This is a genomic window from Pseudomonas abietaniphila, assembly GCF_900100795.1.
Lineage (GTDB): Bacteria > Pseudomonadota > Gammaproteobacteria > Pseudomonadales > Pseudomonadaceae > Aquipseudomonas > Aquipseudomonas abietaniphila.
Genome location: NZ_FNCO01000004.1, coordinates 162,139 through 187,217, shown reverse-complemented (window position 1 = coordinate 187,217; position 25,079 = coordinate 162,139). Strand labels below are relative to the sequence as shown.

The following is a 25,079-nucleotide window of genomic DNA, read 5'->3' as shown; positions in this document are numbered from 1 at the left end:
GGGTTTTTCAAGGCGAGCGCAGATACTGGCGACCATTTTTTCCAGCAGTCGTCGCCATGAACTCGAAGAGCGTTGCGTTGAGAAAACTGTCGCTAAGACACCCTTTGTTGAAAGCGATCAGCCTGTTGGTGATCGGCGCCCTTGCCTTGAGTGCTTGCGGGGGTGTCGATCCCGATTCGCCGCTGGGGCAACGCAAGGCGATCTTCAAGCAAATGCTCAAAACCAGCGAAGATATCGGCGGCATGCTGCGCGGGCGGCTGCCGTTCGACGGACCGAAGTTCGCGGAAGGCGCGGTGAAGCTGGATGCGTTGTCTCACGAGCCGTGGAAGCATTTTCCAGCTGTTAAAGAGTCGGAGCACACCAGTGCGAAAGACGCCGTGTGGCAGAAACAGGCCCGCTTTCAGGAACTGGCTGGCATTCTCGAAAGGCGTACCGATGAGCTGGTGATTGCGACCCGGCAACTGCCGTTGACGCCGGCCAACATGATCCCGCCGATGAACAACGTCGAAGACGCCTGCGACGCGTGCCATAAAGAGTTTCGGGATCATTGATCAGAAGCGCGTCATCGGGGGCGCTGGTGAACCTGTAGGAGCGAGCTTGCTCGCGAAGGCTTTCGAGCGGTCCATGCTTCTATATCAATCGTGCCTCAGTCTTCTTGAGCAGGTTAACCCCAACGAGATCGGTCGAGCCCTCACCCTTGATGACTATTCATCCTCTTCATCCGGCTGAACCTTCTCCAGTTCTTCCTGTGCGTCCTGCAGTTCCTTGCGCGACTCGGCCAGCTTGTCTTTGCGCTTGTTGATCTTGTCGGGGTCGCCCTTGCTCATGGCCTTGTTCAGATCGGCCTGGCGGCGGCTGACTTCACGTTTGGCGTCCAGCACCTTTTGTTCCTGCTGCTTGAGCAGGCTGGCATCGGTGCAATTGGCGGTGACTTCGCTCAAGGCTTTTTCCAGTCCCGACTGCTGATCGCTATTACCGGCGGCCTTGGCCTGTTCGATCTGGGTGCTGATGTCCTGACGTTTGGCAGCACAGCCGCTCAAGTCGGGAGCCTGTTCGGCGGCAAACAGCGGGGCTGCCAACAGGCCACAGGCAGTGAACACAATCAGCGGTGACAAGAATTTCATGAATGCTCCTTGAAAACGGGTGCCCGGACGCTCGACACAATCGCCCGGGACAAAAAATGACTAGAACCCTTTGATGCCTTGCTCTCGCAACTGTCCGGCCAGCGCTTGCACGTGCGGGTCCTGAAAAAAGGCCGTTAACTGCTTCGCACGTCCCGGGCCAATACCAGCCTCGGCTTGCCATTGATCCACGCTGCGAGCCGATAGATCTGACCACGACTCACCCAACTGAGCGCCTGCGGTCGGCGGTAAACCGATGGCTTTGAGCCAAATTGCGAACGATTGTTCGCGCGCTCCCTGAAAACTCTTCAGCAGTTTAGCGCTGCTCTGGTCGCCAAGACCGGGAATGTTAGCAAGCTGCGCACCCTCGAGGGGCATCCAGTCCAGCAAACCATTGAGGTGTCCGGCGTCTATCAGCTTGTCCCATGTGCCGGGTCCTACGCCCGCAAGTCCCAGGCCCTTCTTGCTGCCCAGCCATTTCAACCGTTCCCGGAACTGGCTTTCGCATCCCTCTGTTGGCTGCCAGCAACTCAGCGGGTGGTAATCCGCAGCATCAGGCACCTTCATTTCCACCCGCTCGACGTTACGTGTGACGACGCCATCGAGCCGCGGAATGGTCAGCCCCGCCAGACTGATCGCCACGTGGTCTCCGGGTCGAATGTCCAGTGTCTCCCAGCGCTTGAAGGAACCCACGCTGATGCGGCTGACTTTCCGGTCGTCCAGTTGCACCGGCTCGATGTCCAGTACGGGCGTGATCTTCCCGCTTCGGCCGATGTTGAAATGCACCTTGCGAACTTCACCCAATACCTGGGCGAACGGATATTTCCACGCCGCGATCCAGTAAGGCGCCTTCGCTTGCCAACGCTCTGCTGAAGGGCGCACACCCTGACGGATGACCACGCCGTCGGTCGCAAATGGCAGCGGGCTCGTGTACCAGTGCTCGCGCCAGTTTTTGGCCTGGTCGAAACTTCCGATGGGCTCACTGAAGGTCGCGCTGTCGGCAAAGCCCAGCGCACGCAGGCCGGTCAGGCGGTCTTGCATGCCTTCCGGGCCATCGGGCCAGTCCCAGATGAACAACCCGACGTTTGCGCCGTCCTCTTCGGTGATGGACGTGCGCGCCAGCAGCCCGGCGACTTTGCTGCGCGCATTCAGGCTTCCGGCCTCGGCCTGAACGTGGGCGCTCAATTGCCAATACAGCTCGCCCTGCAACACCAGTGTCTTTTGCCACGCCAGATGAGGGGGTATCGCTGCGATCTGATGGGCATGTCCCGTCCAGTCCTGCCCCTTGTTCCCATCGCCTCGGCTGATCGCCTTCACCAGCTTGCCGCCCTCATAAACGAGTGTGACCGCCACGCCATCCACCTTCGGCTGAATCCACAGGTCGTCACGCCCCTTGAGCCACGCCTGCACCGCGCGTTCGTCAGGGAGTTTGTTGAGGCCGGTGTGCGGCACCGGATGCGCGTTCGGTCCCGCAGCGGTCTTCAGCGGGTTGTCGTCGATGGGTGCCGGTTTGGCAAAACAGCCACGAAGGTGTGAAAGCCGTTGCACTGACTGGTCGTAAAGCTCATCGGCCACCAGCGAGACACCCTGTCGGTGATAGCTGTCGTTCCAGTGTTCGATCTGGGTGTGCAGGGAAGAGATTTCGCTACGGGCTTTGGCGGGAGGCCAGTCGGGGCAGGGTTGGGCGTGGGCGGAGTTGAAGCAGAGGGCGAGTGCTACACCGAAAGCGGTGCGAAGAAGAGTCGGCATCGAAGCGTCCTTGCCTGGGGTTGAGACGGGAAGGCTAGGATGTGGGGCGATTTTGTTCCTTTGCGCTTGGTTACCGCGTTTTTCATGGCCGGTACAGTCGAGCCCGCTTTCGCTGCATAGCTGTCCCTTGAGCCGCGTCAGGACGAGTGCAAAATGATGTTTCAATCCTGCGCCTACTAAGGACGCCTACCAAAATGGACCTGTCGACCCTCGCCATTTTTATTCCTGCCTGTTTCGCCCTGAACATGGCACCGGGCCCAAACAACCTGCTGTCGATCAGTAACGCGTCGCGCTATGGCTTCGCGCGTGCCTGCAGCGGCGGGCTTGGGCGCTTACTGGCGTTCGCCATCATGATTGCCTTGGCGGCTGCAGGATTGACCGCCGTGCTACACACCTCCGAGTGGCTGTTTCATGCGATCAAGATGGTCGGCGCGGCGTACCTGTTTTATCTGGCCCTGCAACTGTGGCGCGCTCGGGCGGACTCCCACGTCGATGAGACCGTTTCTCAGGTCGGGCTGGGGCGATTAGCCCGGCAGGAATTTTTGGTCGCGATCGGTAATCCCAAGGCGATTCTGTTGTTCACCGCCTTTCTGCCTCAATTCGTAGACCGTTCCGGCGCAATGACCACCCAGTTCGCGCAACTGGGCGCGATGTTCCTCGGGCTCGAATGCATTGCCATCGCGCTTTATTGCTACATGGGTATCCACGCACGCCGGTTGTTCGCCAAGCCAAGCGGCAAGCGTCTGTTCAACCGCATTTGCGCCGGACTGCTGGCAAGTGCTGCGTCGTTTTTACTGGTGGCGCGCAGGGTCTGAATGCAAAAAGCCCCTAACGATTCTCATCGACAGGGGCTTTTTGTGACGCTGTCGGCTGCATCAAGCAGCCGGGCGTTTTACAGGCCGGCAGCAGCGCGAAGAGCGGCGGCGCGGTCGGTTTTTTCCCAGGTGAACGTGGAGAAGGTGTCGTCGCCCACGGTCTTGGTTTCCGGCGTGCGGCCGAAGTGGCCGTAAGCGGCGGTTTCCTGGTACATCGGGTGCAGCAGGTCGAGCATGGTGGTGATCGCGTATGGACGCAGATCGAAGTGCTCGCGGACCAGTTTGACGATCTTGTCGTCGCTGATCTTGCCGGTGCCGAAGGTGTTCAGCGAGATCGACGTCGGTTGAGCGACGCCGATGGCGTAGGACACCTGAATCTCGCAACGCTCGGCCAGGCCGGCAGCGACGATGTTCTTGGCAACGTAACGGCCAGCGTAGGCAGCCGAGCGGTCAACCTTCGATGGATCCTTGCCGGAGAACGCGCCGCCGCCGTGACGGGCCATGCCGCCGTAGCTGTCGACGATGATCTTGCGACCGGTCAGGCCGCAGTCACCGACCGGGCCACCGATGATGAACTGGCCAGTCGGGTTGATGTGAAACTGGGTGTCTTTGTGCAGCAGCTCGGCTGGCAGCACATGCTTGACGATCAGCTCCATGACGCCTTCGCGCAGGTCGGCGTACGAGACTTCAGGGTTGTGCTGAGTCGACAGAACGATCGCGTCGATGCCGACCACGATGCCGTTTTCGTAGCGGCAGGTGACCTGGGATTTGGCGTCTGGACGCAGCCAAGGCAGCAGACCCGATTTACGGGCTTCAGCCTGACGCTTGACCAACTGGTGCGAGAACGCGATCGGCGCTGGCATCAGTTCGGCGGTTTCGTTGCTGGCGTAGCCGAACATCAAGCCCTGGTCGCCGGCGCCCTGATCTTCAGGCTTGGCACGGTCGACACCTTGGTTGATGTCCGGGGACTGCTTGCCGATGATGTTCATCACGCCGCATGTCGCGCCGTCGAAGCCGACGTCGGAGCTGGTGTAGCCGATGTCGCTGATCACGTCACGAACGATCTGCTCCAGGTCAACCCACGCGCTGGTGGTGACCTCGCCAGCAACGATGGCAACGCCGGTCTTGACCAGGGTTTCAACCGCTACGCGAGCGTGTTTGTCCTGGGCAATGATGGCGTCCAGCACCGCATCGGAGATCTGGTCGGCGATTTTGTCCGGATGCCCTTCGGACACGGACTCGGAGGTGAAAAGGGAGTATTCGCTCATCTCGACGGTTTTCCTGAGTATTACCGATGGTGAGTGTTGCCAGCCGGTCGCTGAAAATGGCGGACCTGAATCTGGAAACCATTACGTAAGCCTATGTACAGGCTTTCCCCGGGGACCAGCCCCGCAGCGATGGCCCAACGGGCCAGATCTTCCTGTTCGAAACCTAACCAGAGATCGCCACAGGCCTCCTTGGCCCAGCTCTGGTCGTGGCTGCACAACTCTGTCACCAAGAGGCTACCGCCCGGTTGCAACAGGTTGGCCAATTGTTTCAATGCTTCGGCCGGTGCAGCGAAATGATGAAGCACCATATTCAAGACGACGCAGTCGCCGGAAACATTAGCGTTGGCCAATGCATCGGCCAGTTTCAGCTCAACATTACTCAGCGCCTTCTGCTCGCAGATTGCACGTGCGAGTTCGAGCATGGCCGGGCTGTTATCCAGACCTGTGACATGCCGGAAGCGCTGCGCCAGGTCAGGCAGAAACCCGCCATCGCCGGGGCCGACTTCAACCGCGGTCGCGTCGGCACCGAAGCCTAGCTTGTCGAGCAACGACAGCAGGCTGTCGCGGTACTGAGGCAGTCCTGCGATCAGGTCCTGCTGGGCACGAAATTTTTCTGCGGTGCGGGCGAAGAAGTCCTGGCTGGCGTTGGCGCGTTGACGATGCACCAGGCCGATCCGGCTTCGTACGTCGTCGGGCAGTGTCAGGCCATCGACTTCTTCGAGCAGCGCCGCGTGCAGCTTGCCGCCGATCTGTTCAGTGTGGGGCAGGGCGCGGCGATAAAAAATCGCATTGCCTTCGCGGCGCGTCGCGACCAGATCCGCCTGGGCCAGCACCTTCAAATGGTGGCTCATGCCGGACTGACCGATGGCGAAAATCTGCGCCAGTTCCAGCACCCCGAATGAATCGTTCGACAGCGCACGCAGCACATTCAGACGCAGCGGGTCGCCACCGGCCTTGCACAAGGCAGCCAGTTCGTCGCTTTGGTCATGGCTAATGGCAGGCACGCGAAGGTTCATAGGGCAGGCAGTCTAGTTATCGACCGGACAGGCTGCAAGACCAATATCAAAAAGTTTTGATATTGGTCGATGGGTGGCGACGGCCAGGCGCCGTGATTCTGCCTTTTGCGGGCACATCGCTTACAAGGCAGAGCAAAAAACGTCCACAACTCAGGAAAATCGTGCTTCGGACTGTATCTGTCATTGCTCCGAAGCAGTGCCTGAGGGAAAATGGCCGCCTTTTTCAGGTCCCACTTCTTTCTGCCCCAGGAGATCAGCGATGCCCAGCCGTCGTGAGCGTGCCAATGCCATTCGTGCCCTCAGCATGGATGCCGTGCAAAAGGCCAACAGCGGCCACCCAGGAGCCCCGATGGGCATGGCGGATATCGCTGAAGTCCTGTGGCGCGATTATCTGAAGCACAACCCGAGCAACCCTAACTTCGCTGACCGTGACCGTTTCATCCTGTCCAACGGCCACGGCTCGATGCTGATTTACTCGCTGCTGCACCTGACCGGTTACGACCTGTCGATTGACGACCTGAAGAACTTCCGTCAATTGCACAGCCGCACACCGGGTCACCCGGAATACGGCTACACACCAGGCGTTGAAACCACCACCGGCCCGCTGGGTCAGGGTTTCGCCAACGCCGTCGGTTTCGCCGTTGCCGAGAAAACCCTGGGCGCGCAATTCAACCGCCCGGGCCACAACATCGTCGATCACCACACCTATGTGTTCATGGGTGATGGCTGCATGATGGAAGGCATTTCCCACGAAGTCGCTTCGTTGGCAGGCACCCTGCGCCTGAACAAGCTGGTCGCGTTCTACGACGACAACGGCATCTCCATCGACGGCGAAGTCGAGGGCTGGTTCACCGATGACACGCCAAAGCGCTTTGAGTCGTACGGCTGGCTGGTGATCCGCAACGTCGACGGCCATGACGCCGACGAGATCAAGACCGCCATCGACACCGCTCGCAAGAGCGACAAGCCGACCCTGATCTGCTGCAAGACCACCATCGGCTTCGGTTCGCCGAACAAGCAAGGCAAGGAAGAGTGCCACGGCGCTCCACTGGGCAACGACGAAATCGCTCTGACCCGTGCCGCGCTGAAATGGACCCACGGTCCGTTCGAAATCCCGGCTGATATCTACACAGAGTGGGACGCCAAGGAAAAAGGCCTCGCCACCGAAGCCGAGTGGGATCAGCGTTTCGCTGCTTACTCCGCTGCATTCCCTGAGCTGGCCAACGAGCTGATCCGTCGCATGAGCGGCGAGCTGCCTGCCGACTTCGCTGAAAAGTCCGCTGCTTACGTGGCTGAAGTGAACGCCAAGGGCGAAACCATCGCCAGCCGTAAAGCCAGCCAGAATGCCCTGAGCAACTTCGGTCCGCTGCTGCCTGAGTTCCTCGGCGGCTCGGCTGACCTGGCCGGTTCCAACCTGACCATCTGGAAAGGTTGCAAGAGCATCACCGGCGAAGACGCTGACGGTAACTACCTGCACTACGGTGTGCGTGAGTTCGGCATGGGCGCGATCATGAACGGTATCGCCCTGCACGGCGGTTTCGTGCCTTACGGCGCCACCTTCTTGATCTTCATGGAATACGCCCGCAACGCGGTGCGCATGTCCTCGCTGATGAAGAAGCGTGTCATCTATGTGTTCACCCACGACTCCATCGGTCTGGGCGAAGACGGCCCGACGCACCAGCCGATCGAGCAACTGACCAGCCTGCGCACTACGCCGAACCTTGACTGCTGGCGTCCAGCTGACGCCGTTGAATCGGCCGTGGCCTGGAAGCACGCCATCGAGCGTGACGACGGTCCTTCGGCGCTGATCTTCTCCCGTCAGAACCTGCAGCATCAGGCTCGCGATGCGCAGCAACTGGAGAACATCAACCGCGGTGGCTACGTGCTGCGTGACTGCAACGGCGAACCTGAGCTGATCCTGATCGCTACCGGTTCCGAAGTCGGCCTGGCGGTTCAGGCGTTCGACAAGCTGACCGCTGAAGGCAAGAACGTGCGTGTGGTGTCCATGCCGTGCACCAGCGTCTTCGAAACCCAGAGTGCGGAGTACAAGCAGTCGGTTCTGCCGCTGGAAGTCAGCGCCCGTATCGCCATCGAAGCCGCCCACGCGGACTACTGGTACAAGTACGTGGGCCTGGAAGGCCGCGTGATCGGCATGACTACCTTTGGTGAGTCGGCGCCAGCGAACCTGTTGTTTGAAGAGTTCGGCTTCACGCTGGAGAACATCCTCTCCACCGCAGAAGAGCTGCTGGAAGACTAAGTCGCCTGCGCTCTCTCTGTAGGAGCGCGCTTGCCCGCGATTGCGATCTGCCTGTCACCGGATACTTCGCTGACACATTGCAATCGCGGGCAAGCGCGCTCCTACAGGTTCTCTGAACACCACCAAATTTGAGAACCCCCATGCCTCAGTCACGCCCTTATAAAGTCGCCCTCAATGGTTACGGTCGTATCGGCCGCTGCGTGCTGCGCGCGCTGTGCGAGCGAGGTGCGAAGGCGGGCTTTGAAGTGGTGGCGATCAACGATCTGGCCGACATGGCCAGTCTCGAATACCTGACGCGTTTTGACTCCACACACGGCCGGTTCCCCGGCGAAGTGCGGGTCGAAGGCGATTTTCTGCACATCAACGATCACGTCATCAAAGTGTTTCGCAGCGCGACGCCGGAAGGCATCGACTGGCACGAACTCGACGTCGATCTGGTGCTCGAGTGCTCGGGTGTCTACAACACCCGTGCCGACGGCGAACGTTTTCTGTCCGCTCGTGCGCCGCGCGTGCTGTTTTCACAGCCGATGGCCAGCGAGGCGGATGTCGACGCCACCATCGTCTACGGCATCAACCAGCAAAACCTGACGGGCCAAGAGCTGCTGGTGTCTGCAGCGTCCTGCACCACCAACTGCAGCGTGCCGTTGCTGGATCTGCTGAACCGCGAGCTGGGCCTGGAATACGTCACCATCACCACGATTCACTCGGCGATGAACGACCAACCGGTGATTGACGCCTATCATCATGAAGACCTGCGTCGCACGCGTTCGGCGTTCCAATCGATCATTCCGGTGTCCACTGGTCTGGCGCGTGGTATCGAGCGCCTGCTTCCGGAACTTGCCGGCCGAATTCAGGCCAAAGCAGTTCGGGTGCCGACGGTGAATGTGTCTTGCCTGGACATCACGGTGCAGGTCGCACGTGATACCGATGCGCTGGAAATCAACCGCATCCTGCGCGAGGCCGCGACGAACGGCCCGCTCAAAGGCTTGCTGGCTTACACCGAATTGCCGCACGCCAGCTGTGATTTCAACCATGACCCTCATTCGGCCATTATCGACGCCAGCCAGACACGGGTTTCCGGCCCGCGGCTGGTCAACGTGCTGGCATGGTTCGACAACGAATGGGGTTTTGCCAATCGAATGCTGGATGTTGCTGATCATTATTTGCACAGCATCCATAAACAACAGTAAAAAACAGGGAACGCCTCATGACCGTGTTGAAGATGACCGACCTCGATCTGCAAGGTAAGCGTGTACTGATTCGCGAAGACCTCAACGTCCCGGTCAAGGACGGTGTCGTCACCAGCGACGCACGTATTCTTGCTTCGCTGCCGACCATCAAGCTGGCGCTGGAAAAGGGCGCCGCCGTCATGGTGTGCTCGCACCTGGGTCGTCCGACCGAGGGTGAGTTTTCTGCCGAGAACAGCCTCAAGCCGGTCGCCGACTACCTGAGCAAGGCATTGGGGCGTGAAGTGCCGCTGGTGGCCGAGTACCTGGATGGCGTCGAGGTGAAAGCGGGCGACATCGTGCTGTTCGAAAACGTGCGCTTCAACAAGGGCGAGAAGAAAAACGCCGACGACCTGGCGCAGAAGTACGCCGCCCTGTGCGACGTGTTCGTGATGGACGCCTTCGGCACTGCTCACCGCGCCGAGGGCTCGACCCATGGCGTTGCCAAGTTCGCCAAAGTGGCGGCAGCAGGCCCACTGCTGGCGACCGAACTGGACGCACTGGGCAAGGCGCTGGGCAAACCCGCCAAGCCGATGGCCGCGATCGTTGCCGGTTCCAAGGTTTCCACCAAGCTGGACGTGCTGAACAGCCTGAGCCAGATCTGCGATCAACTGATCGTCGGTGGCGGTATCGCCAACACCTTCCTGGCCGCTGCCGGCCACCCGGTTGGCAAGTCGCTGTATGAGCCGGACCTGCTGGACACTGCCCGCGCCATTGCCGCGAAAGTCAGCGTTCCGTTGCCAGTCGACGTCGTGGTCGCCAAGAAATTCGCCGAAGATGCAGAAGCCACAGTCAAGCTGATTGCTGACGTTGCCGATGACGACATGATTCTGGACATTGGCCCGAAAACTGCCGCGCATTTCGCCGACTTGTTGAAATCTTCCAAGACTATTCTGTGGAACGGTCCGGTCGGCGTGTTTGAATTTGACCAGTTCGGCAACGGCACCAAGGTGCTGGCGCAAGCGATTGCCGAAAGCCCTGCGTTTTCCATCGCAGGCGGCGGCGACACCCTGGCTGCAATCGACAAATACGGTGTGGGCGAGAAGATCTCCTACATTTCCACCGGTGGCGGCGCGTTCCTCGAGTTCGTCGAGGGCAAGGTATTGCCTGCCGTGGAAGTTCTGGAACAACGCGCCAAGGCCTGAATGTCAGGTCAGGGTGAAGGGGAGTGAGATGCTCAAGCCATTACCGCTGTTGATCATGGCGGGTTTATTGGTCGGTTGTGCGAGCAAGCCTGAAGCGCAAGCGGCGTCTGGCACCGCGCCCGACCTGCTTCAGGTCAGCTGCTATCAGGCTGGCTGGCAGGCTGAAACCGTACCGATCGTTTACAAGCGCGGCGGTCCTGAGGTCTGGGAAAAATACGAGTTCATGCCCGCTGTCGGACCGGTTGCCTGTCGCTGAATCTGAACTGACGGCGTACCGGAACATCTGAAACAGAACTGCCCCTGGGTATCGAAGTGACTGACACGCGTCACGCTTCGCAGGGGATCCAGGAGTGGTAATGAAAGGCTTGATTGCCCTTGCGACACTGATGCTGCTGGGCGGTTGCGCCAGCATGAAGGCTTCTGAACCGGTTGCGGGCTGGACCCACTGGGTCTGTGACAGCAAAGCGGAGATTTACTGGCGGTATGCGGATCCAGCGAACAAAGAGGTGGACGTGCGCTTGAATCAGAGCGAGCAGGTCTTCCGTCTGCAAGCAGCGCCCGGTGCATCCGGCGCGTTGTACAGCAACGGTGTGCTGGCGTTCGACAACAAGGGCAGCGAAGGCCTGGTTTACTGGGACGCTACCAACGATTTGATCGGTCGCGGCTGCAAGGCGCCTTAACGGGCCAGGCGGCTCGGCCGATGCAACACCGGGCGGTGATCATGGATTACGCCCCTATAATTTGAATAGCCGCCGACACGGCAGGCACGCACGATTAACGACCCTACCGGGAGAGAGACAGACAATGGCACTTATCAGCATGCGCCAGATGTTGGACCACGCCGCCGAATTCGGCTACGGCGTTCCTGCATTCAACGTGAACAACCTGGAACAGATGCGCGCCATTATGGAAGCGGCCGACAAGACCGATTCCCCGGTGATCGTTCAGGCTTCGGCCGGTGCGCGTAAATACGCCGGTGCGCCGTTCCTGCGCCACCTGATCCTGGCGGCAATCGAAGAATTCCCGCACATCCCGGTGGTCATGCACCAGGACCACGGCACCAGCCCTGCCATTTGCCAGCGTTCGATTCAACTGGGCTTCAGCTCGGTGATGATGGACGGCTCGCTGCGCGAAGACGGCAAGAGCCCGGCGGACTACGAGTACAACGTGCGCGTCACTCAGGAAACCGTTGCCATGGCTCACGCCTGTGGCGTTTCGGTGGAAGGTGAGCTGGGTGTTCTGGGTTCGCTGGAAACCGGCATGGCCGGTGAAGAAGACGGCGTTGGCGCTGAAGGCGTTCTGGACCACAGCCAGATGCTGACCGATCCGGAAGAAGCCGCTGACTTCGTGAAGAAGACTCAGGTGGATGCCCTGGCCATCGCCATCGGTACCAGCCACGGTGCATACAAGTTCACCAAGCCGCCGACCGGCGACATCCTGGCGATCGAGCGCATCAAAGAGATCCACAAGCGCATCCCTAACACTCACCTGGTGATGCACGGTTCGTCGTCCGTTCCACAGGAATGGCTGAAAATCATCAACGAGTTCGGCGGCGACATCAAAGAAACCTACGGTGTACCGGTCGAAGAGATCGTTGAAGGCATCAAGCACGGCGTGCGCAAGGTCAACATCGACACCGACCTGCGTCTGGCGTCCACCGGTGCCATCCGTAGGTTCATGGCCCAGAACCCGAGCGAGTTCGACCCGCGTAAATACCTGGCGCAAACCGTCACCGCCATGCGCGACGTCTGCATCGCCCGTTACGAAGCCTTCGGCACCGCCGGCAACGCCTCCAAGATCAAACCGATCTCCCTGGAGAAGATGTTCGAGCGTTACGCCAAAGGTGAGTTGAACGCCAAGGTCAACTGATCGTGAATTGATCGGTCAGCCGAAAACAGAAAGCCCGCAGTGATGCGGGCTTTTTTGTGCCCGGGATTCTGTGGGAGCTCGATTTCGGGGGAGGCCAGGCTCTAGCTGTGGGAGCGAATTCATTCGCGATGAGCCGGTACAGCCGACAGAGAGGTGTCGCCTTTAGGTAAGCATCGCGAATGAATTCGCTCCCACAGAGGGGAGCCTATAGACCTGTTGTGAAACATCTTGAAACCACATTCCGTGAATTGGCCACCCACGGTTTGCACGTTGTTGTGAATCGAGGCAGGAATAGGATGGGGGCCACCACAAGAACAACACCCCTGACCGGAGAAACACCTGATGAAGCCTCTGATTGGACTAATGCTCGGTGATGTCACAGGCATCGGCCCTGAGCTGGTGGTCAAACTGCTCTCGACACCCCAGGCACGTGAACGGGCTGACGTCGTGATCATCGGTGACGAGCGCGTGCTGAAGCTCGGCATGCGCGATGCTGGCCTGACCCTTCCGTACGTCAAAATCTCCACGTTGAGCGAAGCCGACCACGCCGGCGAAGCCGTTCCCTTGCTGGACCTGCACAACGTCGACCCCTCGTTGTTCGAGCGGGGGCAGGTCAGCGCCGAGTCCGGCCGCCTGACCGGCGAAACCTTGAAAATCATGACCGACCTGGCACTCGCCGGAGAGCTGGACGGCATCTGCTTCGCGCCGCTGAACAAGGCCGGTCTGCATCGCGGCGGCTGGAACTACCACGACGAGCACCAGATGTTCGCAGCCTGGACCGATCATGTCGGCTACTTCGGTGAAGTCAATATCATCCCGCAGTTCTCGACCTTTCGCGTGACCTCGCACGTTGCCTTACGCAAAGCCGTTGATATGGTCCAGCCGGACCGCATCGAAGGCGCGCTGCAGCTGGCCCACGACACCTTGCGTGCGCTGGGCAACCCGGCGCCGCGCATCGGCGTGGCGGCGCTCAATCCGCACAATGGCGAAAACGGCCTGTTCGGCGACGAAGAGATCACGATCATCCGCCCGACGCTGGAAAAACTGCGCGCCAAGGGATTGGCCAGCGAAGGCCCGTTTCCGTCGGACACGGTATTCATCAAGGCGCGAAACGGCGACTTCGATGCCGTGGTGATCATGTACCACGATCAGGGGCAGATCGCGACCAAGCTACTGGGTTTCTCCCAGGGCGTGACGCTGACCGGCGGCCTCAAAACCGTTTACGCGACCCCGGCCCACGGCGTGGCCTACGACATCGTCGGCACCGGCAAGGCGGACGTGGGCGCGATGGCCGCTGCCTTCAGGGTCGCGACAGACAACGCTGCGGCACGCAAACACAAACGTGAAGTGGCGACTGCCTAGACCGAGACAAGGAATGCTTCCCGCAGAAAAGGACGTTCGTACCCAAGCATAAAATCGATAAGAAGAGGCTGGCGACATGTTCGAGAATTTCACCAAAACCACCGTCAAAACCAGCGGCGCCGAGATCGTAACCGTCGTCGGCGGCGAGGGTCCTCCGCTGTTGCTGATGCACGGCAACCCGTTTAACCACCTGTCCTGGCACAAAATCGCACCACGTCTGGCGAAGGACTTCACCGTGGTGTGCACCGACCTGCGTGGCTACGGCGACAGCTCCAAGCCCGAGGGCGGCGGTGATCACTCTGATTATTCGTTCCGCGCCATGGCGCAGGATCAGGTCGAAGTGATGCAGTCGCTTGGCTTCGAGCGGTTCAATGCGGCCGGGCACGACCGTGGCGCCCGCGTGCTGCACCGCATGTGCCTGGATCATCCAGAAAAAGTACTCAAGGCCGGCTTCGTCGACATGCTGCCGCAGCATCACCTGCTCAATAACGTCACGCGTCAGTGGGCGAAATTCTCCTGGCACTGGTTCTTCATGACCCAGGATGCGCCGACGCCTGAGCGGATGATGGACGCCGATCCTGAGTTCTTCATTCTGCGCAAACTGTCGAAAACCGCCCAGGGAACCGCCTTTTTCGGGCCCGAGGCGCTGGCCGATTACATTCGCTGCATCAAGAATCCGGCGACCACCCACGCCATGTGCGAAGACTACCGGGCCACGTTCGGCATCGATCTGGACATGGACACCGCTGACTTCGACTCAGGTCGTCGTGTCGACACCCCGGCGTTGATTCTCTGGGGCGAAAAAGACGGGGTGGGCCGTAACCACAACGCCGCAGAAGTCTGGAGCCGTTACGCGACCAACATCGTGCAGACGGCCACAGTGCCCTCAGGTCACTACCTGCAGGAAGAATGCCCTGACGAAACCTATGAAGTGCTCCAGGGCTTCTTCAAGTAAGTCGCGGTACAGGTTCCCTGTACGAATTAGCGACGCGAGCGGTCCGAACGGACTGCTCGTTCCACGATAAAGATAAGAACAGGTGGATAAAATGTTACCGACTCATGCGCAGAAGCGCAGGGCAACACTGACGTTCGTGTTGCTCTGCGTCATGGCTTTCATCATGTATGTCGACCGCACGAACCTTGCGGTCGCCGCTCCCACCATCAGCAAGGAGCTGGGCTTCAGCAATACCAACCTGGGCATGATGTTCTCGGCCTTTGCGGTCGCCTACAGCTGTTTCATGATTCCTGGCGGCTGGCTGAGCGACCGGATCGGTTCACGTAAAGCGATGCTGTTGTACGGCGTGATCTGGTCGGTGGCGACCATCGCCACGGGTCTGGTCAGTGGCTTGGTCATCCTGGTGATTGCCCGTTTCGTCGTCGGTATTGGTGAAGCGCCGATCTATCCCACGGCGGCGCGGATGATCGCGAGGGCCATCCCCATCGCGCAACGCGGTACGGCTCAGGGTGTCATGCATGCTTCCGGGCGGCTGGCCAACGCGCTGGCACCGCTGATCGTCACGTTCCTGATTCTGCAGTTCTCCTGGCGTGCGGCGTTCATCATCCTTGGCGTGCTGACGCTGGTGTACATGTTTGCCATGTATTTCATTCTCGGGGAGTCGAAGAAACAGGTCGAAGCGGTGGTCATCGAGCCCGTCAAAGCGCCAACCCCCGTGCATTGGCCCACCATGCTGCGCAAAGTCTGGCCCGCAGCGGCGACGTGCTTTTGTCATGGCTGGGTGCTGTGGTTTTTCCTGAACTGGATTCCGTCGTTTTTCACACAGCGTTACGGGATGGACCTGTCCAAGACCGCGTTGTTTTCAACGTTCGTCTTGCTTGGCGGGACTGTAGGCACAGCGGTAGGCGGGATGCTGTCGGACTGGCGCTTCAAGGTCACCGGCAACAAGCTGCGCTCGCGACGCGACCTGATTATCTTTGGCTTTCTGGCGTCGATCATCGGGTTGATTCCGTTGATGTTCACTCAGAACATTTATATCTGTGCGGCCGGCCTGAGCTTCTCGTTCTTCTGTTCTGAGCTCGCGGATTCCCCACTGTGGGTCATCGGCACAGAGGTGTCACATGAGCATTCGGCGACATCCAGCGCGTGCACGTTCTTTGGCATGGCGGTGGCGGGGGCCGTCTCGCCTGTGGTGATCGGCTGGTTGCTGGACGTAACGGGTACGAACTGGATGGCGGCTTTCAGTGCATCTATTGTTGTCGTGTTGCTGGGTCCGGTGTTGGCGATGTTCATTAAGCTGGATGACGAACCCACTGCCAGCGTCGCTTCACCGACCACCGCTAAGCGCGCTGTGGCGTGAGGTTCAGGCCTTGGCGGGCAGCCCGATTACGCGACCCACGTAAGCGGGAGCCGGTTGGTCATGTTGGGCTTCGGTGAGCTGACGCAGCGCTTCCAGCGACTGTTCGCTGAACGGCGTGGATTTGGGACCCGCAGCGAGATCCACGTGCAGCAGCATTTGATCGCTGGCCGCCAGTTCTTCCTCGCCACCGGCCTTGAATAGGCTGTGGTAGAGCTGAACGCGCTTGCGGTCCTGGGCGACGATCTGGGTGCGCACTTCAACGTCTTCGCCGAGTTTCACTTCGTGCAGGTAGTTGATATGGGCCTCCAGGGTGAACAGCGAATTTCCACTGGCATCGCGGTCATCGCTGGCCAGGCCAATGCGGTCCATGAACGCATCGGTGGCATAGCTGAAGATCAGCAGATAGAACGCATCGCGAAGATGGCCGTTGTAATCGACCCAATCGGCGAGGATTGGGGTTTTGTAGGTGGTTAGTGCGGGCATGGACATGTCCTGTTTCTAAAGCATGATCGTACCCACGCTCTGTGTGGGCACGTATCGGTTGACGCTCTGCGTCATGCGGGACGCGGGGCGTCCATGGCTGCATTCCTACGCGGAGCGTGCGGAACGATCAGAGGCATTTCGCGCGGGATCAGTCGCTAAACGCCATCCCGTGTTTGGCCTTGGTGGTTTTCACGGCTTCCAGCACGGCCAGCAGGCAGTCATCGCGATAGCGCTCGAGCGCCGAGATGCTGTGCGTTCCAAGCTGATCGCTGGTGCCGTCGACGACATCGTCAATCAGCTTGTCGGTCAGTTCCGGCGCTGGCAGGTAGGTCCACGGCAACTGCAGCGCCGGGCCGAATTGCGCCATGAAGTGACGCATGCCAGCGTCGCCGCCGGCCAGCGTGTACGTCAGGAAAGTGCCCATGAACGACCAGCGAAGGCCGGCGCCGAAACGGATGGCATCGTCGATCTCTCCGGTCGTGGCCACGCCGTCGTTGACCAGGTGCAGGGCCTCACGCCACAACGCTTCCAGCAAACGGTCGGCAATAAAACCTGGGACTTCCTTGCGCACGTGCAGGGGGCGCATGCCCAGCGATTCGTAAACCTTGATCGCCGCCTGAACGGCCTCAGGCGCGGTGTTCTTGCCGCCAACGACTTCGACCAATGGCAGCAGGTACACCGGGTTGAAAGGATGGCCGACCACGCAACGTTCGGGGTGGGTAGCGCTTTCGTAGAACTCCGAAGGCAGCAGGCCCGACGTGCTGGAGCCAATAATCGCGTTCGGCTTTGCTGCGGCGCTGATCTTGCTGTGCAGATCAAGCTTCAGGTCCAGACGCTCCGGGGCACTTTCCTGAATGAAGTCCGCGTCACGCACACATTCTTCGATGGTCGTGACGAAGCGCAGACGGTCCTGCGACGCGCCGGCGGCCAGGCCTTTGTGTTCCAGCGCAGGCCAGGCATTGGCAACGCGTTTGCGCAGCGCGGCTTCGGCGCCCGGCGCCGGGTCCCAGGCCACGACATCCAGGCCATGGGCGAGGGCGCGAGCCACCCAGCCGCTGCCGATGACACCGCTACCGAGTGCGGCGAAGGTTTTGATGTTGGTGATGAAGGTCATGGTGACTACTCGCAAATGGGTTCACAGAGAACGTGTAGGAGCGCGGCTTGTCCCGCGATCGGCCGGGTACCGGTCGTAAATCCAGCGAATGGAATATGTCGACATACCGCATTCGCCGGAATTGCTGCCGCTTCGCGCCAGATCGTCCGGATGCGGCCCAGAGACAAGCCACGCTCCTACAAGGTGGGGTTTTAGGTGGGATCAGAAACGCTTTTTCAGGCCCATCTTCACGCGGCCTTCGGCAGGGGTCATGACCCGTGCGCCCATGCGGCTGAGGATTTCGCTGGCGCGTTCGACCAGTGCACCGTTGCTCGCCAGCACGCCCTTATCCAGCCAGATGTTGTCCTCCAGCCCGACCCGTACGTTGCCGCCCAGCAGCACCGCTTGTGCTGCCATCGGCATCTGCATGCGACCGATGCCGAAACCGGCCCAGACCACATCGGCTGGCAGGTTGTCGACCATCGCTTTCATGGTGGTGGTGTCGGCGGGTGCGCCCCACGGAATGCCCAGGCACAGCTGGAACAGCGGGTTGTCCAGCAGGCCTTCTTTCATCATTTGCTTGGCGAACCACAGATGACCGGTGTCGAAAATTTCCAGCTCGGCCTTCACACCCAGTTCCTGAATGCGCTTGGCGCCCGCCCGCAATTGGGCCGGAGTGGACACATAAATGGTGTCGCCGTCGCCGAAGTTGAGCGTGCCGCAGTCCAGCGTGCAGATTTCCGGTAACAGCGCTTCAACATGGGCCAGGCGCGTAAGAGGGCCGACCAGGTCGGTGTTCGGGCCGAAATCGGTAGGCCGCTCGCCCGGGCCGATTTCCAGGTCGCCGCCCATGCCGGCTGTCAGGTTGACGATGATGTCGACGTCCGCTTCACGGATACGGTCCATGGTTTCGCGGTACAGCTCGACGTCGCGGCTGAACTTGCCGGTTTCAGGATCTCGCACATGACAATGCACGACGGTCGCGCCTGCTTTGGCGGCCTCAACGGCAGCGGCGGCGATCTGTTTCGGGGTGATCGGGACCAGATGGCTTTTCCCGGTCGTGTCGCCAGCACCGGTGAGTGCGCAGGTGATGATGACGTCGTGGTTCATGAGTGAGGTTCCTTACAGGCCAGGGTCGTTTGTCTGACGCGGGCTTTTGCCACCCGCTTTTGAGGTGCAAAGCTACGCAGGCCAAAGCGCTTCAAAACGCACAGCGGCGACAAGCTCTTGCACGGTAGCGACCTGAGCGGTTGCCGCGTTTCGGGAACGGGTGTATTTGGTTAGCAGTCTGTGAACTCAGTTCCGTGTAGGAGCGCGCTTGCCCGCGATTGCGGTGTGTCAGTCGGCCTCTGCGCGAATGCCACACCGCAATCGCGGGCAAGCGCGCTCTTACAAGGTCAGCGGTGCTCTCAAGGAATTTCTCGACGATGTCCCAGGATTTTTACTTCTTGCTCATGCCCGGCTTTTCGATGATGGGCTTCGTCTCGGCGCTGGAGCCGTTGCGGGTCGCCAACCGGTTTGGTGGCGAGCTGTACCGCTGGCACATCCTGAGCATGGACGGCGGGCCGGTGATTGCCAGCAACGGCATGTCGGTCAACGCCGATGCGGCACTTGAACCGTTGAAAAAGGGCGCAACGCTGTGGGTGATGGGCAGTGTCGACCCGCTGAAGTTTTACACCTCGACACTGGAACACTGGCTGCGTCGACTCGATCTGGAAGGCGTGACGCTGGGCGCAATCGACACCGGCAGCTTTGTGCTGGCCGAGGCAGGTTTGCTGGACGGCTATCGCCTGACCCTGCATTGGGAAGCGCTGGACGCGTTCAAGGAAACCTACCCAAAATTGCAGGCCACCCAGGAGCTGTTCGAAATCGACCGCCGTCGTATTACTTCGGCAGGCGGCACGGCGTCCATCGACCTGATGCTCGACCTGATCGGTCAGTCGCACGGCCCGGACCTGGCGATCAAGGTGTCCGAGCAATTCGTGCTCGGCCGCATTCGTCAGCGCAAAGATCACCAACGCATGCAGATTGCCACGCGCTACGGCATCAACAACAAGAAGCTGGTGCAGGTGATCGGGGTGATGGAGCAACACACCGAGCCGCCTCTCAGTACGCTTGAACTGGCGGAGGGCATTCAGGTGACCCGTCGTCAGCTGGAGCGCCTGTTTCGTCTGCACTTGAACGACACGCCGAGTAACTTCTACCTCGGCCTGCGGCTTGAGAAAGCCCGGCAACTGTTGCGCCAAAGTGACATGAGTGTGCTGGAGGTCAGCATTGCGTGCGGCTTTGAATCGCCGTCGTATTTCACGCGCAGCTACAAGGCGCGGTTCGTGGTGTGCCCGAGGGAAGATCGCGGGCGGGCCGCGCGTGAGCCAAAACCTGTTTCGGCAGACGCTAAATAGCCTGTGGGAGTGAGTTTACTGATCGTTCCACGCTCCGCGTGGTAGCGCCTCTGCAGACGCTCTGCGTCCCTCAACAGCGGACGCGGAGCGTCCAGGGCTGCATTCCCACGCGGAGCGTGGGAACGATCGAGGGCTATTTACTTAGCGCCCTTCATCAGCGCCGAACACGCCGCCTTGTACGCTTCGTGCTGATACTTGTTCAGCGCGGCTGGCAGCTCGAAATTGTGCTTTTTCATCTGGGCATTGATCGTCTGCGGTGACAGCAGAACCACTTCGCAGTCCTCCAGCAGTTGGAAAATCGTCTCGATCTTGAAGGTGGTCGGGCCGCCGGCGAACTCGCCTTTCTTGCTGCGTTTTTTGATAGCGATGTGGGCGATGCCGTTGTCGCGCACGAAGCGGGTGATCTGCGTGGCGAAATTTTTGACGTTGACGGCTTCGTCATCCTCTTCAAGAGCGATCTTTTTAATCGCCAGTTGCACGTGTTCGAGGGCGCCGGATGCGCGAGTGGCGACAGCGAAGATCGCTTCGCTGCCTTTGATTTCTACGCCGCAGATGTTCATGTGCCTACCTTGAGCTGATAACGGGCATCAGGGTAACGCATTCAACCGTCATTCAGGCTGGAGGATGCTTTCCACGTACTCCGAGCGCTCATCACTGGTGCGCGCCAGGCAGTCGTTCTGGTCGATGTTGAATGCCTCGCTGCCGGGTTTGGCCGGGAAGACTTCAACGGCGCAGTCGGCGTCGCGCAGTTTCTTCCAGGCGTCCTGGGCGGTTTTCAGCTTGGCGATCAGGTCGTTCGCTTCGGCCTTGTTGGCGCCGTACTGGGTGTTCACCCGCTCCAGCAGGTTCTGAAAGTTCTCATCCAGCAGCTTGACCGCCGTGTCGCGTTGAGACACTGAGCACCCGAGGGTCTGATGGTCATCTTCTACGCCGTCGCAAGGGGAGGCGTCGGGGTTAGCGGCCGCGTGGGCGCCTGTCGCGAATAGAGCCAGAGCCAGAAAAATCGTCTTCATTGGAGCTTCCCGATTCAGTGATGGAGCGAATTCTCGCCCAAGCGCGAGCCAAAGAACAGTTATCAAACACAGGCGGCAGACGCTCGCGGTCGCCCATTGTCGTTTCTTGACGCTTTCGGCAATTCCCTTGTCGTTTTTGCACCCGGCTCCTCCGACCCTCAGGCATATGCTGGCCCCAAAGCGCCGGCACACGTTCCGGCCCGTGATTAACCTAAAGGGGACAGCCTGATGAGCCCAGCCGAATTGCACGCCGACAGCATCGTTATTGACGGGCTGATCATTGCCAAATGGAACCGTGAGCTGTTCGAGGACATGCGCAAAGGTGGCCTGACCATGGCCAACTGCACAGTTTCGGTGTGGGAAGGTTTTCAGCAGACCGTCAACAGCATCGCGTCGAGCCAGAAGCTGATCCGCGACAACAGCGACCTGGTGATCCAGGTGCGCAACACCGCCGACATCCGCAAAGCCAAAGAATTGGGCAAGACCGGCATCCTGTTCGGCTTCCAGAACGCACACGCCTTCGAAGACCAGATCGGCTATGTCGAGATCTTCAAGCAGCTGGGCGTGGGCATCGTACAGATGTGCTACAACACGCAGAACCTCGTGGGCACCGGTTGCTACGAGCGCGATGGCGGCCTGTCGGGCTTCGGCCGTGAAATCGTTGCGGAAATGAACCGCGTCGGCATCATGTGCGACCTGTCCCACGTCGGTTCCAAGACCTCCGAAGAGGTCATCCTTGAATCGAAGAAGCCAGTGACCTATTCCCACTGCCTGCCTTCGGGTCTCAAAGAGCACCCTCGCAACAAATCCGACGCGGAACTGAAGTTCATCGCCGATCACGGCGGCTTCGTGGGCGTGACCATGTTCGCGCCGTTCCTGGCCAAAGGCATTGACTCGACCATCGACGACTACGCTGAAGCCATCGAGTACGTGATGAACATCGTTGGCGAAGACGCCATCGGTATCGGCACTGACTTCACGCAGGGGCATGGCCAGGAGTTCTTTGAATACCTGACCCACGACAAAGGCTACGCCCGTCGCCTGACCAACTTCGGCAAGATCATCAACCCGCTGGGTATCCGTACCGTCGGCGAGTTCCCGAATCTGACCGAAACTCTGCTCAAACGCGGCCATTCGGAGCGTGTTGTACGCAAGATCATGGGCGAAAACTGGGTCCGCATCTTGGGCGACGTCTGGGGCGAATAAGTCTTAACGCGCCCTCATCACTGAATTTTTCCCTCTCCCGTCCGCGGAGAGGGCATCACCTGAATTTTCTGGAGTTAAGTTTCCATGGCCAAGATCGCCCCGCAATTGCCAATCGAAGTCGACAGCGAAACCGGTGTCTGGACGTCCGACGCCTTGCCAATGCTGTACGTGCCGCGTCATTTCTTCGTGAACAACCACATGGGCATCGAGGAAGTGCTGGGCGCTGAAGCCTACGCCGAGATCCTCTATAAGGCCGGTTACAAGTCCGCCTGGCACTGGTGCGAAAAAGAAGCCGAATGCCATGGCATCGAAGGCGTTGCAGTCTTCGAACACTACATGAACCGCCTGTCGCAGCGTGGCTGGGGCTTGTTCAAGATCGAGGAAATCGACCTCGATAAAGGCACCGCCAGCGTCAAGCTTGAGCATTCTGCGTTCGTGTATGTGTACGGCAAAGTGGGTCGCAAGGTCGATTACATGTTCACCGGTTGGTTCGCGGGTGCCATGGACCAGATCCTCGCTGCCAAAGGCAGTTCCGTTCGCACCGTGGCCGAGCAGGTCTATGGCGGTTCGGAAGAAGGCCACGAAGATGGCTTGTTTGTCGTAAAACCGTTGTAAGCCGAGGACCCTGCCATGGCTTTCGAAGCAATGTTTCAGCCGATCCAGATCGGCAAACTCACTATCCGCAATCGCGTCCTCAGTACTGCGCACGCCGAGGTCTACGCCACTGATGGCGGCATGACCACCGACCGTTACGTGAAGTACTACGAGGAGAAAGCCAAGGGCGGCATCGGTCTGGCCATTTGTGGCGGTTCTTCGAGCGTTGCGATCGACAGCCCGCAAGGCTGGTGGAAGTCGGTCAACCTGGCGACCGACAAGATCATCCCGCACTTCCAGAATCTCGCTGACGCCATGCACAAGCACGGCGCCAAGATCATGATCCAGATTACCCACATGGGCCGTCGTTCCCGTTGGGACGGCGAGCATTGGCCGACCCTCTTGTCGCCATCGGGCATCCGTGAGCCGGTTCACCGCGCGACCTGCAAGACCATCGAGCCGGAAGAAATCTGGCGCGTGATCGGCAACTACGCCAGCGCCGCTGCACGCGCCAAGGCCGGTGGTCTGGACGGCGTCGAGCTGTCGGCTGTGCACCAGCACATGATCGACCAGTTCTGGAGCCCGCGCGTCAACAAGCGCACCGATGAGTGGGGCGGCAGTTTCGAAAACCGCATGCGTTTCGGTCTGGAAGTGATCAAGGCCGTGCGTAAAGAGGTTGGTCCGGACTTCTGCGTCGGTCTGCGTATCTGTGGTGACGAATTCCACCCGGACGGTCTCAGCCATGAAGACATGAAAGAGATCGCCAAGTATTACGACCAGACCGGCATGATCGACTTCATCGGTGTGGTGGGCTCGGGTTGCGACACGCACAACACGCTGGCCAACGTGATTCCCAACATGAGTTATCCACCGGAGCCATTCCTGCACCTGGCGGCCGGTATCAAGGAAGTGGTCAAGGCACCGGTTCTGCACGCGCAGAACATCAAGGACCCGAACCAGGCAACGCGCATTCTGGAAGGCGGCTACGTCGACATGGTCGGCATGACCCGCGCGTACATCGCTGACCCGCACCTGATCGCCAAGATCAAGATGGGTCAGGTTGACCAAATCCGTCAGTGCGTCGGCGCCAACTATTGCATCGACCGTCAGTATCAAGGCCTGGACGTGTTGTGCATCCAGAACGCCGCGACCTCCCGTGAATACATGGGCGTGCCGCACATCATCGAGAAAACCACCGGCGTGAAACGCAAGGTCGTGATCGTCGGTGCCGGTCCTGCGGGTATGGAAGCTGCACGTGTGTCGGCCGAACGGGGCCACGACGTGACGCTGTTCGAGAAAAAAGACTTCATCGGCGGGCAGATCGTGACGGCGTCCAAGGCGCCGCAACGTGATCAGATCGCCGGCATCACTCGCTGGTATCAGCTGGAGCTGGCGCGCCTGAAGGTCGACTTGCGCCTGGGCACGGCGGCTGACATCCCGACCATCATGGACCTGCGTCCTGATGTGGTGGTGCTGGCAGTAGGCGGTCATCCGTTCCTTGAGCAGAACGAACACTGGGGCGCCGCCGAAGGTCTGGTGGTCAGCAGTTGGGACGTGCTCGACGGCAAGGTCGCGCCGGGCAAGAACGTGCTGGTCTACGACACCATCTGCGAATTCACCGGGATGTCGGTGGCCGACTTCATGGCGGACAAAGGCAGTCAGGTCGAGATCGTCACCGATGACATCAAGCCGGGCGTGGCCATCGGCGGTACGTCGTTCCCGACGTACTACCGCAGCATGTACCCGAAAGAAGTGATCATGACCGGCGACATGATGCTGGAGAAGGTCTACCGCGAAGGCGACAAGCTGGTGGCGGTGCTGGAGAACGAATACACCGGCGCCAAAGAGGAGCGGGTGGTTGATCAGGTGGTGATCGAGAACGGCGTGCGTCCTGACGAAGAGCTGTACTACGGCTTGAAGGAAGACTCACGTAACAAGGGCCAGATCGACATCGACGCCCTGTTCGCGATCCAGCCTCAACCGTCATTGAGTCAACCCGGTGATGGCTACCTGCTGTTCCGTATCGGTGACTGCGTGGCGCAGCGTAATACACACGCTGCCATTTATGACGCATTGCGGCTCTGCAAAGACTTTTAATTACACATGATCGTTCCCACGCTCCGCGTGGGAATGCCGGCATGGACG

Annotated in this window: 24 protein-coding genes; 15 read left to right on the top strand and 9 right to left on the bottom strand. The window is 59.9% G+C overall.

The features are described from left to right. Nucleotides 1-56: 56 nt before the first annotated feature. Nucleotides 57-551, top strand: a complete 495-nt coding sequence (locus tag BLS87_RS10010) for a c-type cytochrome (protein ID WP_074752333.1) — start codon at nt 57-59, stop codon at nt 549-551. A gap of 153 nt (nt 552-704) precedes the next feature. Here BLS87_RS10010 and BLS87_RS10005 read toward each other — a convergent pair whose 3' ends face one another. Next, nucleotides 705-1,124 (bottom strand): DUF1090 domain-containing protein, encoded by a 420-nt coding sequence (locus BLS87_RS10005; protein ID WP_074752332.1) that lies wholly within the window; start codon nt 1,122-1,124, stop codon nt 705-707. A gap of 60 nt (nt 1,125-1,184) precedes the next feature. Continuing rightward, on the bottom strand, nt 1,185-2,870 hold the full coding sequence (gene ligB, locus BLS87_RS10000; protein ID WP_074752331.1) for an NAD-dependent DNA ligase LigB: 1,686 nt from the start codon (nt 2,868-2,870) through the stop codon (nt 1,185-1,187). A 194-nt stretch (nt 2,871-3,064) separates the two neighbouring features. Between ligB and BLS87_RS09995 the strand changes: the two genes are divergently transcribed. After that, nucleotides 3,065-3,685: a LysE family translocator gene (locus tag BLS87_RS09995; RefSeq protein WP_074752330.1), complete on the top strand. Its 621-nt coding sequence runs from the start codon at nt 3,065-3,067 to the stop codon at nt 3,683-3,685. Between the two features lie 77 nt (nt 3,686-3,762). Here the strand turns inward: BLS87_RS09995 and metK are convergent, their stop codons facing one another. Both metK and BLS87_RS09985 read right to left on the bottom strand, forming a co-directional pair. Then, nucleotides 3,763-4,953 carry a methionine adenosyltransferase gene (metK, locus tag BLS87_RS09990; protein WP_062385395.1) on the bottom strand — a complete coding sequence of 397 codons (1,191 nt, stop codon included), beginning with the start codon at nt 4,951-4,953 and terminating at the stop codon, nt 3,763-3,765. A 20-nt stretch (nt 4,954-4,973) separates the two neighbouring features. After that, nucleotides 4,974-5,969 carry an ArsR/SmtB family transcription factor gene (locus BLS87_RS09985; protein WP_074752329.1) on the bottom strand — a complete coding sequence of 332 codons (996 nt, stop codon included), beginning with the start codon at nt 5,967-5,969 and terminating at the stop codon, nt 4,974-4,976. 259 nt (nt 5,970-6,228) lie between these two features. On the opposite strand from BLS87_RS09985, the gene tkt reads away from it, so the two are divergent. The 9 genes from tkt to BLS87_RS09940 all read left to right on the top strand — a co-directional run bounded on the left by tkt (nt 6,229) and on the right by BLS87_RS09940 (nt 16,143). Continuing rightward, nucleotides 6,229-8,226: a transketolase gene (tkt, locus tag BLS87_RS09980; protein WP_074752328.1), complete on the top strand. Its 1,998-nt coding sequence runs from the start codon at nt 6,229-6,231 to the stop codon at nt 8,224-8,226. Between the two features lie 140 nt (nt 8,227-8,366). Continuing rightward, entirely contained in the window at nt 8,367-9,416 is a 1,050-nt protein-coding gene (gene epd / locus BLS87_RS09975) for an erythrose-4-phosphate dehydrogenase (protein ID WP_074752327.1), read from the top strand. 17 nt (nt 9,417-9,433) lie between these two features. Next, nucleotides 9,434-10,597, top strand: coding sequence for a phosphoglycerate kinase (locus tag BLS87_RS09970; RefSeq protein WP_074752326.1), 1,164 nt, complete (start codon nt 9,434-9,436; stop codon nt 10,595-10,597). 28 nt (nt 10,598-10,625) lie between these two features. Continuing rightward, nucleotides 10,626-10,853 carry a putative periplasmic lipoprotein gene (locus BLS87_RS09965; RefSeq protein WP_074752325.1) on the top strand — a complete coding sequence of 76 codons (228 nt, stop codon included), beginning with the start codon at nt 10,626-10,628 and terminating at the stop codon, nt 10,851-10,853. Between the two features lie 100 nt (nt 10,854-10,953). Next, a complete protein-coding gene (locus BLS87_RS09960; RefSeq protein WP_074752324.1) occupies nt 10,954-11,277 on the top strand; it encodes an MliC family protein in 324 nt (107 codons plus the stop codon). Nucleotides 11,278-11,401: 124 nt separating this feature from the next. Further along, nucleotides 11,402-12,466 carry a class II fructose-bisphosphate aldolase gene (gene fba / locus BLS87_RS09955; protein ID WP_074752323.1) on the top strand — a complete coding sequence of 355 codons (1,065 nt, stop codon included), beginning with the start codon at nt 11,402-11,404 and terminating at the stop codon, nt 12,464-12,466. Between the two features lie 342 nt (nt 12,467-12,808). Then, nucleotides 12,809-13,828 (top strand): PdxA family dehydrogenase, encoded by a 1,020-nt coding sequence (locus BLS87_RS09950; protein WP_074752322.1) that lies wholly within the window; start codon nt 12,809-12,811, stop codon nt 13,826-13,828. Nucleotides 13,829-13,904: 76 nt separating this feature from the next. Then, nucleotides 13,905-14,783 carry an alpha/beta fold hydrolase gene (locus BLS87_RS09945; RefSeq protein WP_074752321.1) on the top strand — a complete coding sequence of 293 codons (879 nt, stop codon included), beginning with the start codon at nt 13,905-13,907 and terminating at the stop codon, nt 14,781-14,783. Between the two features lie 91 nt (nt 14,784-14,874). Then, nucleotides 14,875-16,143, top strand: a complete 1,269-nt coding sequence (locus BLS87_RS09940) for an MFS transporter (RefSeq protein WP_074752320.1) — start codon at nt 14,875-14,877, stop codon at nt 16,141-16,143. A gap of 3 nt (nt 16,144-16,146) precedes the next feature. On the opposite strand, the gene BLS87_RS09935 is transcribed toward BLS87_RS09940, so the two are convergent. The 3 genes from BLS87_RS09935 to cdhC all read right to left on the bottom strand — a co-directional run bounded on the left by BLS87_RS09935 (nt 16,147) and on the right by cdhC (nt 18,829). Beyond that, the gene (locus BLS87_RS09935) at nt 16,147-16,626 is read right to left on the bottom strand and encodes a thioesterase family protein (protein ID WP_074752319.1); all 480 of its coding nucleotides are present in this window, start codon (nt 16,624-16,626) and stop codon (nt 16,147-16,149) included. Between the two features lie 148 nt (nt 16,627-16,774). Then, the gene (locus BLS87_RS09930) at nt 16,775-17,740 is read right to left on the bottom strand and encodes an L-carnitine dehydrogenase (protein ID WP_074752318.1); all 966 of its coding nucleotides are present in this window, start codon (nt 17,738-17,740) and stop codon (nt 16,775-16,777) included. A 201-nt stretch (nt 17,741-17,941) separates the two neighbouring features. Continuing rightward, entirely contained in the window at nt 17,942-18,829 is an 888-nt protein-coding gene (gene cdhC, locus BLS87_RS09925; RefSeq protein ID WP_074752317.1) for a 3-dehydrocarnitine:acetyl-CoA trimethylamine transferase CdhC, read from the bottom strand. A 317-nt stretch (nt 18,830-19,146) separates the two neighbouring features. Between cdhC and BLS87_RS09920 the strand changes: the two genes are divergently transcribed. After that, nucleotides 19,147-20,121 (top strand): GlxA family transcriptional regulator, encoded by a 975-nt coding sequence (locus BLS87_RS09920; RefSeq protein ID WP_074752316.1) that lies wholly within the window; start codon nt 19,147-19,149, stop codon nt 20,119-20,121. Between the two features lie 137 nt (nt 20,122-20,258). Here BLS87_RS09920 and BLS87_RS09915 read toward each other — a convergent pair whose 3' ends face one another. Continuing rightward, nucleotides 20,259-20,681, bottom strand: coding sequence for a DUF3010 family protein (locus tag BLS87_RS09915; RefSeq protein WP_074752315.1), 423 nt, complete (start codon nt 20,679-20,681; stop codon nt 20,259-20,261). 48 nt (nt 20,682-20,729) lie between these two features. After that, nucleotides 20,730-21,134 carry a lysozyme inhibitor LprI family protein gene (locus BLS87_RS09910; RefSeq protein ID WP_074752314.1) on the bottom strand — a complete coding sequence of 135 codons (405 nt, stop codon included), beginning with the start codon at nt 21,132-21,134 and terminating at the stop codon, nt 20,730-20,732. A gap of 228 nt (nt 21,135-21,362) precedes the next feature. Here BLS87_RS09910 and BLS87_RS09905 point away from each other — a divergent pair, with 228 nt between their 5' ends. The 3 genes from BLS87_RS09905 to dgcA all read left to right on the top strand — a co-directional run bounded on the left by BLS87_RS09905 (nt 21,363) and on the right by dgcA (nt 25,031). After that, nucleotides 21,363-22,340, top strand: a complete 978-nt coding sequence (locus tag BLS87_RS09905) for a dipeptidase (protein WP_074752313.1) — start codon at nt 21,363-21,365, stop codon at nt 22,338-22,340. 84 nt (nt 22,341-22,424) lie between these two features. Further along, complete coding sequence (locus BLS87_RS09900) at nt 22,425-22,955, top strand: DUF5943 domain-containing protein (RefSeq protein ID WP_074752312.1); 531 nt, start codon at nt 22,425-22,427, stop codon at nt 22,953-22,955. A gap of 15 nt (nt 22,956-22,970) precedes the next feature. Then, nucleotides 22,971-25,031 (top strand): dimethylglycine demethylation protein DgcA, encoded by a 2,061-nt coding sequence (dgcA, locus tag BLS87_RS09895; protein ID WP_074752311.1) that lies wholly within the window; start codon nt 22,971-22,973, stop codon nt 25,029-25,031. The last annotated feature ends 48 nt before the right edge of the window (nt 25,032-25,079 follow it).